Here is a 15,996-nt window from a genome sequence, read left to right as displayed (position 1 = left end):
GCGCAATACCTTCGTTCAGCCAGCGTGGTTAACGGGGCGCCGAGATCAACATCCACCGCGAGGCGGCCTTATAGCCGACCTAGTTCTTGGTGGGACCGCGTTTCCCCTGTGGGAGCGAGCTTGCTCGCGATGGCGGTATGTCATTCTTTGGTGATGTTGAATGTGCCGGCCTCATCGCGAGCAAGCTCGCACTTACAGGGTGTTGTGAGCACATCACCATCCCCAGAACTGCAGCCACCAGCCATAACCCACCAGGCTGCTGGCCATGACCAGGCATGCCATGGCTGGCGATCGTTGGATCGCTGGAGTCTGCGTCTGCTGCAGGCGTTTCCAGCCCAGCCATAAACTCCAGGCTATCGCCGCTACCAGCAACCCGGCCCGTGCCGGTTGTACCCATTCCAGCAGCATTCCTTCATAGCGCAGCAGTTTGACCGTGGTGGCCGACAAGCCGAGGAACAACCCAGCACCGCCGAGGGGCGTCAGGGTGATGGCTAAGGGCGGATATTGTGTGTTGTCACCCGAGAGGCGTGCCGCCAGGCGCATCAGCAGCATCAGTGAAGTGCCTATCAGCAGTGCACTCATGCCCAGGTACGCGACGATGCAAAAACCGTCGAGCCAACTGAAACTGTCATTGAGTTGCGGATAGTGCGTCAACAGCCACCACGGCGCGTTGTCCTGGAGTGCCCAGAGCCAATCATGACTGACCAGCCATTGGGCCAGGCTTTGCTTGAGGTCGATGAACCATGGGCTGACAGTCCACTGGAAGGCGCCCATGGCCAGGCCGATGACACCGAACAACAGCAAGCGAACATCCCATGGCGAGAGGGTGTTAGCCGTCGAGTGCAGGATTTCTTCGCTGCTGGAGCGGGCAATCAGGCGCACCGCATCGCGCTGGCCGCTGCAGCGACCACAGGCGTGGCAATCGGCGGCGCCACGCATGCGGCGGATGTCCAGCAAGGGCGCGCAGTTGGGAGGAGGGCGACGCGGTGCGGGGTTTTCCAGCCAGCGTTGTTCGTCCACCTGAAAGTGCACCGGCGCCAAGCGAGCAAGCAGGGAAAAGACGCCGCTGACCGGGCACAGGTAACGGCACCACACCCGCTTGCCCCGGGCGAACAACAGGCCGACGATCACCGCGGCGACGGTCGAGCCGCCCAGGATCAGCAATGCAGCCTGGGCGTAGTCGTAGACGCTGATCAATTGACCGTAGAGTGTGGTCAGGCAGAACGCCAAGGTGGGCCAGCCAGCCCAGCGCAATCCGCGCGGCACCCCGAAGCCCTTGCCGTACTGGCTGGCCCATTCACTCAGGGCGCCTTCCGGGCACAGCACGCCACACCAGAGCCGCCCGAACAACACGATCGACAGCAACACGAACGGCCACCACAGGCCCCAGAACAGAAACTGTGCCAGCAGTGTGAGATTGTCGAACAGGTGTGCCTGGCTGTTGGGCAATGGCAGCAGGGTCGGCACCACCAGCAGCACCGCGTAGAACAGCACCACCGCCCATTGCACGGTACGAATGGTTGCACCGTGGCGCCGCATGCCGTCGCCCAGGCGTTGGAGCCAGGGGTTCAGGTCGGGCATGGCAGGTTTTCCGCCTTGCGCGGCCGCAGCCAGCCCGCGACGACGCCCCAATAGCCCAGCCACACCAGCAGCGTCATCGCACTCGGGCTGGCCCGATACCCGGTGAAGTCCGCCAGGAACCCGCCGAAGCCATGGCCGTCGTCGAGTATCGCGCTACTGTCCCACAGCGCGTCGCCAATGCCGCGATACACCGCCTCAGGCCAATCCATCGCGAGCAGTTGCCCGCCGACCCGCTCGATACCGCTGACCAGCAACGCTGCCCCCAACAGCAGCAGGATCGCTTCGCTGATGGCAAAGAAACGCGGCCATGAGATGAACCGGCGACTGCTGTGCAGCAAGGAGACGGTCAGCAGCGACAGCACCAGCCCGGCCAGCGCAGCGACGGCGAACAAGCTCAGTTGCGGCCCTTGCAGGCGCGCACCGGCGCCATACAGGAACACCACGGTTTCACTGCCTTCGCGGCTGACCGCCAGCAGCGCCAGCACCAACAGCCCCAGGCCGCCCTGACGGCTCAGGCGCTGGTCGGCGTGGCGCGTCAGGTCATGCTTGAGCGTCCTCGCGTTTCGGTGCATCCAGCCGACCATCTGCACGATCAGCAGGCTGGCGACCAGAGCCAGCGACGCCTGGAACCATTCATTGGCCGTCCCGCTCATGGCCTCGCCGGCCAGCAGGATCAGGCCGGCCAGCACGCCCGAAAGCAACAGGCCCAGCGCGGCGCCGGTCCATACATAGCGCAACAGCTGGCTGGCCTGGTGTTGTCGGCTGACCCAGGCCTGGAGAATCCCGATCACTAACAACGCCTCGACGCTTTCGCGCCAGACAATAAACATCGATTGAGTCATGCAAACGCCTCCTGCTGACCGATTACTCGGCGAGAATCCCGCCCTCGGGCAGTTGCGGATTGAATTCGTCGAAAAACGGATAGTGCCCGGGGCGCAGCGGGTGGATGACCACGAAGGTCGTGACGCCGGGCGAGAGCACTTTCTCGACGCGCAAAGGCGTGCTTTCGAACTCCGCCGGGCCCTGGCCGATGTTCTTCAGCACGATCTTGAAGCGTTGCCCGGCCGGCACTTCCAGTTGCGCCGGCGTGAAATGCCCGTCGCGTATGCTCAGCTCATAGGTCGGCAGTTCGGCTTGGGCGATCGAGGGCAGCAGCAAACCGGCCAGCGTCAACCAGGCCAGGCGTCGATGAGTCGTGACGTGCCGTGGGCAGGATGAGCGGCTCATGCTCAGTACCCGCCTTTTTTACCGATCCCGGCGTAGACGAATTCATAATGCAGTTCGCAGCGTTCGAACCATGGCGCCACGCCGGTTTCCTTGTCGGTATGACGACCGAGGGAGCCATGGCCGCCAGGCGGCAGGACAGTGAATGTCAGTTGATATTTGCCAGGGCCGAGCAGCTTGACGTTGTCGCCATAGTGCGGCCCGTCGTTGGCGACCATGGCGTGGAAATCACCCTTGAGTTCGGTGTCGTTGCCTTGTTTCTTCAGTTGGAATGACACATTGAGGTAGGGCACGAAACTGCCTTCCTGGAAGCCCTGCTTATTGTCCGCCGTGGCGCGGATGTCGGCTTCCAGGTGCACGTCGGAATCGGCCGTGGCCCGCATCATCCCGGCCGGGGCCATTTCAATCGGCTGCAAATACACCGCACCGACCTCCAGTCCTGGGCACAGTTGCGGTTCGCCGATGGGGTATTCCTTGGCCTGGGCCAGCGGTGCGAGAAACAGCAAGGCCAGAGGCAGAGTTGCAAGTGTGCGCATGATGACTTCCTGGTTGGCTAAACGATGGCGCCGAGTCTAGGAAGCTTTGCTGCGAATAATAATGATTCTTGTCAATTTTTAGCGCGAATTTTCCAACGACGAATGCCGACTGGTTCCTGCGCGGTTGTTCTTGATCGGGATCAAGGGGCACTGCGCCCCGACGCGGTAGGGTGCGGGTACACCCATCAGTTATACGGGGTCGTCATGGCAAAGCCCTTTCCCATCAGTCCCAAACATCCCGAGCGCATTTGCTGGGGTTGTGATCGTTACTGTCCGACCAGTGCGCTGGCCTGCGGCAACGGCGCCGATCGAACGATGCACCCGGCCGAGATGATCGGGGAGGATTGGTACCTGCACGGGGATTGGGGGCTGGAGCTGGTCGACATTACCGCCAAGGTCATCGATCCAAGCGCCACTCACCCGAAGGAATGAATAAACCTGTGGCCAGGGATTGCTCCCGCTGGGCCGTAGGAGCTGGCGAAGCCTGCGATCTTTTGATCCTTTGATCTTTCGCTTGAGATTCAAGTGTCAGGGGAAAGATCGCAGCCTCGTTGCACTCGACAGCTCCTACACAGTTCCTACGCCCTAGCGGCAGCATTCTCAGGGCACGGTGTTTTACAACTTCGGCAATTGCCCGATCCGCCCCATCATCTCGGTCACGATCTGCAGGTCCAGCAGGAATTGCTCGACTGTCTTGAACTCGTTGTCGTTGTGACCGGTGTACTTGACGTCGGGCATGGCCAGGCCGAATTGCACGCCATTGGGCAAGTCATGAACCGAAGTGGCGCCGGCAGAGGTGCCGTATTTGTGTTCCATACCGAGGTTTTCACTTGCCACGGCCAGCAGCGCCTTGACCCATTCACCCTCAGGGTTGCGGTACATCGGCTCGTCAATGGAATAGTCGAAGGCCACCGCAATGTGGGATTTCTTGCTCCAGGCGGCCAGTTTGCCGGCGATTTCAGTCTTGAGGGCTTCCGTGGTCTTGCCCACCGGCACCCGCAGGTTGACCGCCAGCTTGAGGGTCTTCTCATCCATGCCAACGTAGGTCAGGGACGCGGTCAGCGGGCCCATGAAGGCATCGGAAAAACCGATTCCCAGTTTTTTACCCAGGTAGTCGAGCCCCCAGTTGTCAGCGGCATAGCGGGCGGCGTCGGTGATGTGGTTGTGTTTGAGCGTGACCTTGCCATCCAGGCCATTGATGAACCCCAGCATCCTTGCCACCGGGTTGACGCCTGACTCGGGTTCGGAGGAGTGGGCGGAAACGCCGGTGAAGGTAAGTTGGACGTCCTTGCCGACGACCTGGGTGCTCACTTCGAAGTTGCCACCGTTGCGCTTGGCATAGTCGGTAGCGGCTTTGAGCAGGCTGGCAGCCAGTTCGGCGGGCTTGTCGCTGGCGAAGGTGGCAACGGACGTCGACGGAATCTGATTGGTCGCCAGGCCGCCCGTCAGCGCGGTAATTTCTGCCCCCTTGCCCTGTGCCGCGCGCCGGGTGAAGTTCGCCATGACGGTGCCATAGCCTTTCTCGGCAATCACTACGGGGTAGCCGCCATCCAGCGCCAGGTTGTAATTGGGCGTCGGGTTGCGTTCGAAATAATAGGGGATGGCGTCGCCAGTGGTTTCCTCGGTGGTGTCGACCAGCAGCTTGAAGTTGCGCGCCAGCGGCAGTTTCTCTTCCTTGATGATTTTCATGGCATAGAGCGCGACCACGATGCCGTTCTTGTCGTCCTCGGTACCGCGGCCATACATGCGGTCGCCCACCTGGGTGACCTTGAACGGGTCGAGGCGAGTGCCATCTTTCAACACCCAGTTATCCGGTGTTACCGGCACCACGTCGGCATGGGCGTGAATGCCCACGACTTCGTCGCCGCTGCCTTCGAGGGAAATCTCATAGACACGGTTGTCGATGTTGCGGAAGTTGAGGTTGAACGCCTCGGCCAGGCTTTTGATCTTGTCGGCGATCTTGAGAAACTCCGGGTTCTCGTGCTGGGCAACGCCGTCCTTGCGAAAAGTCGGGATGGCGACCAGTTCCTTCAGTGTCTCGGTGGCCGCTTGGCCGTATTTCACTCGGGCATAGAGGCCCAGCAGGCGATGGATTTCATTCTGCTGTTCAGCCGAAAGGGTTGTGTTGCCTTGGAACGCGCTGATGGCCGGGCCGAGGTTGGCGGCTTTGCCCAGGTCGCTCTTGGCCACGTCGGCCAGGAACTGCCTGAAATCGGTAACTGAGGTGTTGGAGAAGGTTTTGACGATGGCTGCGCCCTGTTGGGCGCTGATGTTGGCGAATGCTGGTGTGGTGATCGAAGCGAGGCTGGACAACAGCAGGGTGGTCACGGCCAGGTGTTTGAGCGAGAAGTCCATTGCTGGGCATTCCTTGGCAGGCGGTAGGAGGGAAGTGTCTGATTTGATGACACAAACCGTTGCAACCTAACACCGCGAGGAAGTGGTGGGGGAGTCCTGCAGGAGAATCTGTCGCACCGCGAAGCAAAAACGGCGCAGAAATGAAAAATGGCGCAGGGCCATCAAACACCCGAAAAACCCTGTGGGAGCAAGTTTGCTCCCACATGGGCATGGCTGGGTATTGGTTTAATGCGGGGCGCGGGGGATCGTCTTGAGCAGGTCTTCAGGGCTGATGTGACCGACCACGGGCTGCGCCGTGCTGCCGGGCAATGGCAGGTCCAGGATGTGTCCCTTGATCTTGCCGACCACATGCATTTCGCAGGGTTTGCAGTCGAACTTCAGCGTCAGCACTTCATCACCGTGTATCAGTTGCATCGGTGCCACCTTGGTGCGCACGCCAGTGACGCCCTTGGCCTGCTTGGGGCAGAGGTTGAACGAGAAGCGCAGGCAGTGCTTGGTGATCATCACCGGCACTTCACCCGTTTCCTCGTGGGCCTCGAACGCCGCGTCGATCAGCTTGACGCCGTGACGATGATAGAAGTCCCGGGCCTTCTGGTTGTAGACGTTGGCCAGGAACGACAGGTGCGACTCCGGGTACACCGGCGGCGGGTTGGTCTCGGCCTTGCGGCCACCGCGTGGATGGGCTTTGATGCGGGCGGCGGTCAGGGCTTCGATGGCTTCGCGGCGCAACGCCTTGAGCTGCGAGTTGGGGATGAAGAACGCCTGGGGCGCATCCAGCTCGATCGCGGTGGCGTGGTATTCGGTGGTGCCCAGTTGGCCGAGCAGGTCGTGCAATTGCTCCAGGGCCTGTTCCGGCTTGTTGGCCACGCCGAACGGCCCATCCAGGGCGACGCTGGCGCTGATGCCTTCTTCGCTGGTGGCGGTCAGTTCCAGGCGTTCTTCACGCAGGCGCGCACCCCAGGCCAGGCCGACACGGCGTTCGGAGGATGTCTTGAGCAACGCCTGCTGCCAGTTGTGGTCCAGGTTGCGGCTCAACGGGTGGTTGGGGCGCAACTGGTACATGCCGGCCGGCATCTCGTTGGGTTCGACGCGGTAGCGGTAACGCTTCTGGCCGTCCTCTTCGAACTCACCCTTGGGCTCGGCGATGTTGGCGCGGAAACCGACGACTTCGCGCTTGACCAGCACATTGAGGCCGTCGCCGTTGGACAGCGGATCGAAGGTCACCACTTGCAGGTCGCGCTTGCCGACTTTTTCCACCACGCCCACCGGCACGCCGGTAAAGGTCGGCGAATCGAAGGCGCCAATGTCGATCTTGCGTTCGCTGACGAAATAGTCGGTGCTGCCACGGTGGAAGGTCTTGTCCGGGTCGGGGACGAAGAAGTGCGCGGTGCGGCCGCTGGACGCGCGGGCCAGGTCCGGACGGTCTTCGAGGACATCGTCCAGGCGCTGGCGGTAATAGGCGGTGATGTTCTTCACATAACCCATGTCCTTGTAGCGGCCTTCGATCTTGAATGAGCGCACGCCGGCTTCGACCAGGGCGCGGATGTTGGCGCTCTGGTTGTTGTCTTTCATCGACAGCAGGTGTTTTTCGTAGGCGACCACCCGGCCCTGGTCGTCCTTGAGGGTGTAGGGCAGGCGACAGGCCTGGGAGCAGTCGCCACGGTTGGCGCTGCGGCCGTTCTGGGCATGGGAGATGTTGCACTGGCCGGAAAACGCCACGCACAGCGCGCCGTGGATGAAGAACTCGATGGCCGCGTCGGTCTCATCGGCAATGGCGCGGATTTCCTGCAGGTTCAGCTCACGGGCCAATACCAGTTGCGAGAAACCGGCCTGGTCGAGGAACTTTGCCCGGGCCAGGGTGCGGATGTCGGTCTGGGTGCTGGCATGCAGCTCGATGGGTGGAATATCCAGCTCCATTACCCCAAGGTCCTGGACGATCAGCGCATCGACGCCGGCATCGTACAACTGGTGGATCAGTTGGCGGGCCGGTTCCAGCTCGTTGTCATGCAAGATGGTGTTGATGGTCGTGAACACACGGGCGTGGTAGCGATGGGCGAACTCCACCAGCCGGGCAATATCGCCCACTTCGTTGCAAGCGTTGTGACGCGCGCCGAAACTCGGGCCACCGATGTACACGGCGTCGGCGCCATGCAGGATGGCCTCGCGGGCGATGGTCACGTCGCGGGCGGGGCTGAGCAATTCCAGATGATGTTTGGGCAAGGACATTTGTTTTTAGTCAGGCTGGTCACGGTCGAAGCGAGCATTGTAGCCGCCAGGCGCCTTGCAGGCACCTGTGGACTTGGGTTTGCTCGATCTTGACCGATGCGCGGCGGTCCCGCGGAGTTCACCCAGGCGTCGAGTCGGCGCTGCACCAACGGTTGCGCCCGGTGTTCTTGGCCAGGTACAGGAAGGCGTCCGCCGCCTTGATCAGCATGGCCGGGGTTACGTCCTCGCCGCTCGGCTGGCTGGTGGTGATGCCCGCGCTGATGGTCACGATGCCCAAGGGATGATCGCCATGTTCAATGTTCATGGCCCTGACAGCTTCGAGGATTTGCTGCGCGACCTTGGCGGCACCCGTGCTGTCGGTGTTGGGCAGTAACACGGTGAACTCTTCACCGCCATACCGGACCGCCAGGTCGCCCGGCCTTTTGATGGTCTGCCTGACCGCGGTGGCAATCGCGCGCAGGCAGTCGTCGCCGGCAGCATGGCCGTATCTGTCGTTGAAACGCTTGAAGTAGTCGACGTCGAGCATGATCAACGCCAGGGAAGAACCCTGGCGCTTGGCCAGGCGAATCTCGTCGGCCAACGCGATGTCCAGCCGCCTGCGGTTGCCCAGCCCGGTCAGGCTGTCGGTCAGCGCCATGTCGCGCATGGTCTGGTGGGCGCTGCGGATCTGCTTTTCCATGGTCATCCGGTGGCGCAGCTGGCTCAGCACGATGAGCCCGAAGCCGACGAGGATCATGATCAGGAAAATCAGCACGAAGCTGGTCTTGAACAGGTCGCGCCGCCACGGAGCGATGATGGACTCGCGCGACAACCCGGCTTCCACCACCAACGGGTAGGTGGTCAGGGCTCGAAAGCCATACAGCCGCTCGGTATCGTCGACCACGGCCCTGGCCTCCGCGGTGCCCTGGTTCGACGTGGGCAGGTAGTTCTTGAAGATCACGCTGTTGACCAGGCTCTTGCCGATCACCGATTCGACGAAGGGACGCCGTACCAGGATGGTCCCGCTGCGTGTGGCCAGGACCAGCGCGCCCTTGTCGTCGATCTTGAAGTCGCCGTAGTAGTCGACGAAATAGCTGACCTTGACCGTTCCGAGCAGCACGCCGGCGAACGAGCCGTCGGGATTGTTCAAGCGACGGGACACCGGAATGATCAGGTCGTTGGTGGACCGGCTCTTGATCACTTCGCCGATGCGCACGCCCCGGTCCTCGTGGGTACGGTGATATTGGAAGTAGTCGCGGTCGGCGTTGTTCGCCGTTTCCGGAATGACTTCCTTGTCCGTTACCAGCCATTGGCCGTCCGGGCCATAGATAAACAGCCCATGCAGTTGCGGCATGATGGCGGCCTGTTGCACCAATAGCTTATGGATGCGCGCAACGTCCATGTTCTGCAGGCCATCGCCTTCCACCCGTTCACTGAGGGCGGCGGTGACCACATCCACTTGTCGGATGGTGTCTTCGGCGTGCTGGGCCGTCGCCCGTGCCAGGTTCGTCACCGAATCCTGGGCGGACGAAAAGGCCGCGCGATAATCCCGCCAGGTGCGCCAGCCTTCGACGGCCAGAAACGCGATGATGACCACCAGCATGAAACTCACGGTCAGGCGCAATGCCGCTCCAGCCCGTGCGCTCTGGGGAGAAAAGTCCTCATCAGTGTTTTCAATCTTTGGCTCTGGCCGTTTGCGTCCGAGCATCAACATTTCCTTTTACGACGGGTCTGCGCATTATTGATGCGCAGCCTATCTTATTCGATTTCAGCAAGTTAGCTCGCTACGACGAAGCAGGTACAACCGGCGATACACGATTGGGGAGAAAGATTTCATGAAAGTTGGCGTCATTTCCGACACCCACGGTCTGCTCCGCCCGCAAGCGCTGACAGCATTGCAAGGGTGTGAGCGGATCATCCATGCCGGTGACATAGGTGGCCCCGAGATTCTGGATCAATTGGCGTCGATTGCGCCATTGCACGTGGTGCGCGGCAATAATGACCTGGGGGCCGATTGGGCTGGGCCGCTTGCTGACCGCCTGCAATTCGACCTGTGTGGATGGCAGGTGTTGCTGGTTCACGACATCGCCGATGTACAGGACTCGCTGGACCCGGGCGTGAAGTGGGTGATCAGCGGCCATTCCCACAAACCGGGCATCGAATGGCGTGGCGACCGGCTGTACCTGAACCCTGGCAGCGCCGGCCGGCGGCGGTTCACGCTGCCGGTGACGCTGGCGTTGGTCGAGGTGAGCGCTAGTGCGATCGAGCCGCAGCTGGTCCGGTTGTTGGAATAATGAACACGCTTACTTGAAGTATTTGTCGACGTAGGACTGGATTTCCTTGCGCATGAAGCGCCCGGACTCATCCGCCCGTTCTTCCCAGCCGAACACGCAAGCGGTGACGATGCCGTCGAAGCCGGTCTTGGCCAGTTCACTGAAGAACAGGTCCCAGTCGATCTCGCCCTGGTGCATGTCCATGTGCTGGTGGACGGTGACCTTGGCGCCGGGCGGGTTGACGATGTAGCGCAGGCCGGACGAGGCTTTGTGGTTGTAGGTGTCGGCGATGTGGACATGGGCGATCATCGACCCGGCCTCGGCGATCATGGCTTTCATGTCATCGCCGAAATAGAAGGTGTGCGGCGTGCAATAGAGGAACTTGACGTTGTCCGAGCCGAGGGTCTTGAGCATGTCGAGGGCCGGGTGCAGGGTCTCGCACCAGTCCTCCGGGTGAGGCTCGACGTTCAGCGTGACGCCTTCCGCTTCCAGGATCGGCACCAGTTCTTCCATCGAACGCCACCAGGCCGCTTCGCTTGACTCGTGGCTGTGCACGCCACCGCAGCAACTGACTTTATGCCCGCGATCAGGCGACGGCCCACGGCCAAACTCCGAGTTCATGGTGGTGCAACCCATTTCCACGGCGATCTGGATGGCTTCCTTCCAATAGTTCACCGCCGCCCGGCGTTCGTCTTCGTGGGGGCTGGCCCAGCGATACATCGGCAGTAGCGAGGCCAGTTGCAGATCGTGGTCGCGCAGGGCTTTCTTGAATTCGGCGATGCGTTCCTTGTGGGCGCGGGGGCGTACCCACCAGGGCAGGAAATCTTCCCGTGGCGACAGTTCGAGGTATTCGAAACCGAGCTCGGCGGTCTTGCGGCACAAGTCCGGCAGACTCAAGTGGCGGTGCATGTAGGGGTCGAGGGCGATTTTCATTGTTGTTCTCCGTTAAGTAATGCTCATTACCGTGGCGAGGGGTCAATAGGCGACCCAGGTTGAATCCAGGTTGGCTGATTCCACACAGCGTTCGACCCAGCGCACGCCTTCCACGCCGGCATCGATGTCGGGGTAGCGCAGGGCCGCCAGTGCCTCGCTGTCGCCACGGTTCGCCGCATCCATGGCCAGGGCGAAGCGGCGATAGAGATTGGACCAGGCTTCGAACAGCCCTTCGGGGTGGCCGCCACCGATGCGGTCGTCCTGCAGCGCGTCGGCGTGCAGGTAGCCCATGCCGCGCTCCAGGATCTGCGCGGGCTGGCCCTGGATCTCGAAGCTCAGTTGGTTGGGCCGCTCGTCCCACCATTCAAGGCTGGCCCGGGAGCCGATCACGCGGATTTTCTGCCCGTGCATGGAACCGGCATTCACGGCGCTGGACCAGACCATGCCCATGGCGCCGCCTTCGTATTCCATCAAGGTGTAGGCGTTGTCTTCCAACGGGGCGCGGCTGGCGACGAAGCTTTGTCGGCTGCACATCAAGCGTTTGATCTTGAGATCGGGCAGCATCACCTTGGACAAATACAACGGGTGCGTGCCGACATCCCCCAGCACGTAGCTGGGCCCGGCCTGGCGCGGATCGACGCGCCACTGGGTGGCCTGGTTCTGCGCCTCCACCGGTGCGCTGTGAAAACCATGGGCAAACTGCATGTGCACCATGCGGATCTCGCCCAGTGCCTGCGCCGCGATCATCGCCCGGGCCTGTTCGATCAACTGGTGCCCGGCATAGCCGTAGGTCAAGCCAACGATGCGTCCCTTGGCTTGCGCCAGGGTGCGCAGCGCCTCGGCCTGCTCGAGGGTAAAGCACAGCGGTTTCTCGCAGACCACATGCAGCCCGGCTTCCAGGGCGGCCCGGGTGATGGCGTAGTGGGTGCCATTGGGCGTGGCGATCGACACCGCTTCAATCCCATCGGGACGTTGTGCTTCCAGCTCGAACAGGCTGAGGTAGTCCGAATAGCAGCGCTGGGGCTCGATACCCAGTTGCTCACCAAAGGCTTGGCCGCGTGCAGGGTCGATATCCAGCGCCGCGGCGACCAACTCGAAATTCCGGTCGCGCAGGGCGGCCGAGCGGTGGATGTAGCCGATCTGGCTGTGCTCGCCGCCACCGACCATGGCCCAACGGATGGGCCGCGTGATTGTTTTGCTGCCGTTGATCATGACGTTGTCCTTGTGTGATCAGAAACCGATGCGGGCCAGGTAGGCGCGGCTGGCGGCCACGTCGTCGAGGCTACTCCCGGCGTTGCGCGGGTCACGCTCCTGTTCGACGGTGATGCAGCCCACATAACCCAGTTCATGCACCAGGCTGTGCAGCGCCGGGTAATCGATGACGCCGCGCCCTATGGGGCACATCACGCCCCGGGCGCAGGCGGCGAAGAAGCGAATGTGTTCGTTCAGCACCTGGTCGAACACCACCGGGTCGATGTCCTTGAAGTGCAGGTAGTCCAGGCGATGGGCGTAGGTGCGCAGCGACGCGACCGGGTCCATGCCCGCGTAATAGAGATGCCCGGTGTCCAGGCACAGCCCGGCGACCTCATCGGGAATGTCGTCCACCAGGCGCGCCAACTCGTCGGCGAACTCGATGTAGCCACCGGCGTGGGGATGGATGACGGCGCGGATGCCGTATTGATGCCAGGCGATGTCGGCGATGGCGCGGATGTGCGCCATCATTGTGTTCCAGCGTGCATCGTCCAGGCGCGGGGCGCGGTCCGAGTGACCGGCTGCGTAGTCGCGTGCCTCGTGGCCCCAGTCGATGATCACCAGGTAGGGCCCGGCGAAGCGTTGGCCGAGCTGTTTTTCCATGGGGGGCAACTGCTTGAGCAGCGTGCAGATGTCGTGGGCCTGGCGCAGCAGTTCAGGCAGGTTGGCGGGGTTGACCAAGTCGTCGAAAATCGTCCCGGCAACCACGTGCAGGCCATGTTCGGACAAGGCCGGGCCTACGCCTTCGGCGTCCAGGGGCAAGTAACCATAGGGCCCCAGTTCAATGCCGCGGTAACCGGCCTCGGCCGCTTCTCTGAGCACGCGAGGCCAGGGTGGCAGAAAAGGATTCTTGACGTCGTCGACGCCCCAACAGCAGGGCGCTGTACAGATGTGAATGGCCATGGAAGCACTCCGGCTGTGTTTATTGTTATGGGCTGGACCTGATGCTATTGCGTTGCCGGGGAGGGGGCCATGGGGGGTTGGCTTAATCTGTCAAAACCCCTCATGATGCCTGGCGGAGGTGTCAAAACATGTCAGAAAAGCCACGCCGAATGCTTCGCCCCACCATGGCTGATGTCGCCCGGGAAGCCGGGGTCAGCCTGTCGACCGTCGACCGGGTGCTGAACCTGCGCGCCGACGTGCGCGCCGACACGGCCCAACGCATTGCCGCGGCGGCCGCGCGGTTGGGGTTCCATGCCAAGGGCGTTATCGAACAGCGGGTGCTCAACGACCGCCCGACCTTGCGGCTTGGCTTCCTGTTGCAGAAAAGTGGTGTGCCTTTTTACCAAGGGCTTGCCCACGCGTTGTCGAACGCTGCCGCGACCTGCACGCGAGCACGGATCCGCGTGGTCATCGGCTATTTGGACGACCTCGACCCGGTCATCGTGGCGCAACGCATCCTGGCCCTGCGCGATCAAGTGGACGGGCTGGGCGTGGTGGCGGTGGATCATCCCCGGGTCCGGGAGGCGGTTGCGCAATTGCGCAAGACAGGTGTTTCGGTGGTGGCGCTGCTGTCGGAGCTGTCCAGCGCCAGCGGCACGGGGTATGTCGGGTTGGACAATCGACTCACGGGCCGCACGGCAGGCTGGTTCATCAGCCGTCTGGCGAGGCAGCCCGGGGCGGCGGCCGTCATGCTCAGCAGCCAGCGTTTCCAGTGCCAGGAATTGTGTGAGCTGAGCTTTCGCAGTTATCTGGCCGAGCACTCCAGCGAATGGGAGCTGCTCGCGTCGCGCTTGACGCTGGAGGACGATGAGTTCGCGTATGGCAACACGCTGGACTTGCTCACCGCAGAGCCTGACCTGGTAGGGCTTTATGTGGCCGGTGGTGGCATCGCCGGCGTGTTGCGGGCCTTGCGCAGCCTCCAGGAACAGCAGATTCGCTTACCCGTAGTGGTGTGCCACGACCTGACGCCGTTGACACGCGAAGCGTTGAAGACGGGGCTGGTCCAGGCGGTACTTTCTCATCCCGTCGTGACCATGGCCGAACAGGCAGTCGAAGCCCTGGTGGAAGCGGCGACTGCCACGTCGCCAGGCCCGGCGCCGAGGCGGGTGGTGTCGCTTCAGATTGATGTATCGGAAAGCGTATAGCGGAACATTCGATCCGGTTTATTCATTCTGCGAAATGAGCATCGTGACCACTAAGCGATGTCTTCTCGAAAAGCTGTACAAATCTATATTCCTGTACAACTATAAAGGCTCCCTTGATAAACGGGTAACGCCTTCATGGCCCGGTCGTTCGCGCTCAGGAAAAGCCTGGTCGCCATAGCGCTTTGCATGTTTACGCTTTATTGCCCCCAAGCCTTGTCGGACTGGCGCGGCGTATTGCCAGGCGCGCGCCTGGTCGGGCAAGCCGATTTCGACTGGTATGGGTTCGACCTCTATCAGGCCAGGCTCTGGAGTGCGGCCGCTGCGCCAAGCCTGGAAACGGCGTTTGCCCTGGAACTCAATTACCGACGCGCCATCGACAAAGAGTCTTTGGTCGAAACGAGCCTGAAGGAAATGCAGCGCCTCAACGGTGCGCCCCTGGACGCCAAGCGCCGGGACGAATGGGCCGCTCAAATGCGCCGTGCCTTTATTGATGTGAAGCCTGGAAGTCGTATCACCGGTCTGTACCTGCCGGGGCAGGGCTGTCGTTTCTATGTGGGTGAAAAACTGTCTCTGGCGGTCACGGACCCACTATTCGCCCGGGCATTTTTTGCCATCTGGCTCGATCCTCGAACTCAGGAGCCTATCCTTAGAAATCAATTACTTGGAATAAAAACCTCACGTGATGGGAGAGATAATCAGTGAGACATTTTCTGATGGCATTGCTGCTGATACTGGGCCTGACCAGTTGCGGGAATGTGAATGTCGAACGTTATGCCGACCAGCAACCCCGACTGGATCTGGAGCGCTTCTTCAGCCAACCCGTCAAGGCCTGGGGGATCTATCAAAAGCGCTCGGGCGAAGTGATCAAGCGCTTTGAGGTGGACATTTCCAGCCGTCACGAGGGAGAGCACCTGATCCTCGATGAGCGCTTTCTCTATAGCGACGGCAGCCGTCAGCGACGGGTCTGGACGCTGACTCCCGAGGGACCCGGCCTGTGGCGTGGTCGCGCTGACGATGTGATCGGCCTGGCGCGAGGAGAAGTGGCCGGCAATGCGCTGCGCTGGCGTTATCGGTTGAACCTGCCGGTCGATGGCTCGACCTACGAGGTGGAGTTTGATGACTGGATGTACCTGATGGATGAGGACACGCTGATCAATCGCTCCAGCATGAGCAAGCTGGGTGTCGAATTGGGGCAGGTGACCCTGTTTTTCCGTCGTCAGGCCGTGAGCTCGCCATGAACTTGCAGGCGCTTACCGAGTTGGCTGTCGACGGGCGGATCCATGAACTGGAGTTGTTGTCGCTGGAGGGTGGCATCTACGTGTTGCGCGCCCGACTGGACGGTGGCCTGCGTACGTTGCTCGATGAGTCGGGAAAGACGTTGCATATACGTTCCACCACTCATTTACGTGAGCTGCTGCGTTTCGTCCCGCGGCTGCCTTGCACGCTGGTGCAACAGGTTGTCCATGATGAGATGTGCGGCCAGCGCGAGGGGCCGATCGAGCCCTTGCGCATGCCGCTTTTCCTCGACGAGCCCTGGTAGCGACGGCGTTC

16 protein-coding genes are annotated in these 15,996 nt (G+C 61.8%); 6 read left to right on the top strand and 10 right to left on the bottom strand.

Annotated elements, in window-relative coordinates; all coding sequences use genetic code 11:
* Nucleotides 1–213: 213 nt before the first annotated feature.
* Genes F7R20_RS25630 through F7R20_RS25615 form a run of 4 tightly spaced genes read right to left on the bottom strand, consistent with a single transcriptional unit; the run spans nt 214 to nt 3,341 of the window.
* Complete coding sequence (locus F7R20_RS25630) at nt 214–1,581, bottom strand: 4Fe-4S binding protein (protein WP_003201500.1); 1,368 nt, start codon at nt 1,579–1,581, stop codon at nt 214–216.
* Complete coding sequence (locus F7R20_RS25625; RefSeq protein ID WP_003201502.1) at nt 1,569–2,423, bottom strand: FTR1 family iron permease; 855 nt, start codon at nt 2,421–2,423, stop codon at nt 1,569–1,571. Before F7R20_RS25625 ends, F7R20_RS25630 begins: the two co-directional genes overlap by 13 nt.
* A 22-nt stretch (nt 2,424–2,445) precedes the next feature.
* Entirely contained in the window at nt 2,446–2,808 is a 363-nt protein-coding gene (locus tag F7R20_RS25620) for a cupredoxin domain-containing protein (protein WP_003201504.1), read from the bottom strand.
* A gap of 2 nt (nt 2,809–2,810) precedes the next feature.
* Nucleotides 2,811–3,341 (bottom strand): iron transporter, encoded by a 531-nt coding sequence (locus F7R20_RS25615; RefSeq protein WP_003201507.1) that lies wholly within the window; start codon nt 3,339–3,341, stop codon nt 2,811–2,813.
* A 204-nt stretch (nt 3,342–3,545) separates the two neighbouring features.
* Here F7R20_RS25615 and F7R20_RS25610 point away from each other — a divergent pair, with 204 nt between their 5' ends.
* Complete coding sequence (locus F7R20_RS25610) at nt 3,546–3,773, top strand: DUF3079 domain-containing protein (RefSeq protein WP_027911723.1); 228 nt, start codon at nt 3,546–3,548, stop codon at nt 3,771–3,773.
* Nucleotides 3,774–3,956: 183 nt separating this feature from the next.
* Here the strand turns inward: F7R20_RS25610 and F7R20_RS25605 are convergent, their stop codons facing one another.
* The 3 genes from F7R20_RS25605 to F7R20_RS25595 all read right to left on the bottom strand — a co-directional run bounded on the left by F7R20_RS25605 (nt 3,957) and on the right by F7R20_RS25595 (nt 9,609).
* Nucleotides 3,957–5,696, bottom strand: a complete 1,740-nt coding sequence (locus tag F7R20_RS25605; protein WP_003201511.1) for a dipeptidase — start codon at nt 5,694–5,696, stop codon at nt 3,957–3,959.
* 225 nt (nt 5,697–5,921) lie between these two features.
* Complete coding sequence (locus F7R20_RS25600; protein ID WP_013693270.1) at nt 5,922–7,922, bottom strand: peptidase U32 family protein; 2,001 nt, start codon at nt 7,920–7,922, stop codon at nt 5,922–5,924.
* Nucleotides 7,923–8,040: 118 nt separating this feature from the next.
* The gene (locus F7R20_RS25595) at nt 8,041–9,609 is read right to left on the bottom strand and encodes a sensor domain-containing diguanylate cyclase (RefSeq protein WP_013693271.1); all 1,569 of its coding nucleotides are present in this window, start codon (nt 9,607–9,609) and stop codon (nt 8,041–8,043) included.
* Between the two features lie 127 nt (nt 9,610–9,736).
* Between F7R20_RS25595 and F7R20_RS25590 the strand changes: the two genes are divergently transcribed.
* Nucleotides 9,737–10,195, top strand: coding sequence for a metallophosphoesterase family protein (locus tag F7R20_RS25590; protein WP_003201516.1), 459 nt, complete (start codon nt 9,737–9,739; stop codon nt 10,193–10,195).
* 9 nt (nt 10,196–10,204) lie between these two features.
* Here the strand turns inward: F7R20_RS25590 and F7R20_RS25585 are convergent, their stop codons facing one another.
* The 3 genes from F7R20_RS25585 to F7R20_RS25575 are packed head-to-tail and all read right to left on the bottom strand — an operon-like array spanning nt 10,205 to nt 13,261.
* Complete coding sequence (locus tag F7R20_RS25585; protein ID WP_003201518.1) at nt 10,205–11,107, bottom strand: sugar phosphate isomerase/epimerase family protein; 903 nt, start codon at nt 11,105–11,107, stop codon at nt 10,205–10,207.
* A 42-nt stretch (nt 11,108–11,149) separates the two neighbouring features.
* Complete coding sequence (locus tag F7R20_RS25580) at nt 11,150–12,319, bottom strand: Gfo/Idh/MocA family protein (RefSeq protein ID WP_003201520.1); 1,170 nt, start codon at nt 12,317–12,319, stop codon at nt 11,150–11,152.
* Between the two features lie 18 nt (nt 12,320–12,337).
* The gene (locus F7R20_RS25575; protein WP_003201521.1) at nt 12,338–13,261 is read right to left on the bottom strand and encodes a TIM barrel protein; all 924 of its coding nucleotides are present in this window, start codon (nt 13,259–13,261) and stop codon (nt 12,338–12,340) included.
* A 128-nt stretch (nt 13,262–13,389) separates the two neighbouring features.
* On the opposite strand from F7R20_RS25575, the gene F7R20_RS25570 reads away from it, so the two are divergent.
* From F7R20_RS25570 to F7R20_RS25555, 4 genes are all read left to right on the top strand, one after another.
* Nucleotides 13,390–14,445: a LacI family DNA-binding transcriptional regulator gene (locus tag F7R20_RS25570; protein ID WP_003201523.1), complete on the top strand. Its 1,056-nt coding sequence runs from the start codon at nt 13,390–13,392 to the stop codon at nt 14,443–14,445.
* Between the two features lie 135 nt (nt 14,446–14,580).
* Nucleotides 14,581–15,147, top strand: a complete 567-nt coding sequence (locus tag F7R20_RS25565; protein WP_028237013.1) for a chalcone isomerase family protein — start codon at nt 14,581–14,583, stop codon at nt 15,145–15,147.
* A gap of 11 nt (nt 15,148–15,158) precedes the next feature.
* Nucleotides 15,159–15,683, top strand: a complete 525-nt coding sequence (locus F7R20_RS25560; protein WP_013693274.1) for a DUF3833 domain-containing protein — start codon at nt 15,159–15,161, stop codon at nt 15,681–15,683.
* Nucleotides 15,680–15,985, top strand: coding sequence for a DUF6482 family protein (locus F7R20_RS25555; RefSeq protein WP_003201529.1), 306 nt, complete (start codon nt 15,680–15,682; stop codon nt 15,983–15,985). Before F7R20_RS25560 ends, F7R20_RS25555 begins: the two co-directional genes overlap by 4 nt.
* Nucleotides 15,986–15,996 lie beyond the last annotated feature (11 nt).

The organism is Pseudomonas brassicacearum subsp. brassicacearum (genome assembly GCF_008801605.1).
GTDB classification, from domain to species: Bacteria; Pseudomonadota; Gammaproteobacteria; order Pseudomonadales; family Pseudomonadaceae; genus Aquipseudomonas; species Aquipseudomonas brassicacearum.
This window is presented reverse-complemented; position numbering and strand designations above follow the sequence as displayed.

What these genes read in the sequence shown, in the direction of transcription:
- F7R20_RS25630 (WP_003201500.1), bottom strand. Translation starts at nt 1,581, where the DNA reads ATGCCCGACCTGAACCCCTGGCTCCAACGCCTGGGCGACGGCATGCGG.
- F7R20_RS25595 (WP_013693271.1), bottom strand. Translation starts at nt 9,609, where the DNA reads ATGCTCGGACGCAAACGGCCAGAGCCAAAGATTGAAAACACTGATGAG.
- F7R20_RS25565 (WP_028237013.1), top strand. Translation starts at nt 14,581, where the DNA reads ATGGCCCGGTCGTTCGCGCTCAGGAAAAGCCTGGTCGCCATAGCGCTT.
- F7R20_RS25555 (WP_003201529.1), top strand. Translation starts at nt 15,680, where the DNA reads ATGAACTTGCAGGCGCTTACCGAGTTGGCTGTCGACGGGCGGATCCAT.
- F7R20_RS25610 (WP_027911723.1), top strand. Translation starts at nt 3,546, where the DNA reads ATGGCAAAGCCCTTTCCCATCAGTCCCAAACATCCCGAGCGCATTTGC.
- F7R20_RS25615 (WP_003201507.1), bottom strand. Translation starts at nt 3,341, where the DNA reads ATGCGCACACTTGCAACTCTGCCTCTGGCCTTGCTGTTTCTCGCACCG.
- F7R20_RS25585 (WP_003201518.1), bottom strand. Translation starts at nt 11,107, where the DNA reads ATGAAAATCGCCCTCGACCCCTACATGCACCGCCACTTGAGTCTGCCG.
- F7R20_RS25600 (WP_013693270.1), bottom strand. Translation starts at nt 7,922, where the DNA reads ATGTCCTTGCCCAAACATCATCTGGAATTGCTCAGCCCCGCCCGCGAC.
- F7R20_RS25625 (WP_003201502.1), bottom strand. Translation starts at nt 2,423, where the DNA reads ATGACTCAATCGATGTTTATTGTCTGGCGCGAAAGCGTCGAGGCGTTG.
- F7R20_RS25580 (WP_003201520.1), bottom strand. Translation starts at nt 12,319, where the DNA reads ATGATCAACGGCAGCAAAACAATCACGCGGCCCATCCGTTGGGCCATG.
- F7R20_RS25560 (WP_013693274.1), top strand. Translation starts at nt 15,159, where the DNA reads ATGGCATTGCTGCTGATACTGGGCCTGACCAGTTGCGGGAATGTGAAT.
- F7R20_RS25570 (WP_003201523.1), top strand. Translation starts at nt 13,390, where the DNA reads ATGTCAGAAAAGCCACGCCGAATGCTTCGCCCCACCATGGCTGATGTC.
- F7R20_RS25575 (WP_003201521.1), bottom strand. Translation starts at nt 13,261, where the DNA reads ATGGCCATTCACATCTGTACAGCGCCCTGCTGTTGGGGCGTCGACGAC.
- F7R20_RS25605 (WP_003201511.1), bottom strand. Translation starts at nt 5,696, where the DNA reads ATGGACTTCTCGCTCAAACACCTGGCCGTGACCACCCTGCTGTTGTCC.
- F7R20_RS25590 (WP_003201516.1), top strand. Translation starts at nt 9,737, where the DNA reads ATGAAAGTTGGCGTCATTTCCGACACCCACGGTCTGCTCCGCCCGCAA.
- F7R20_RS25620 (WP_003201504.1), bottom strand. Translation starts at nt 2,808, where the DNA reads ATGAGCCGCTCATCCTGCCCACGGCACGTCACGACTCATCGACGCCTG.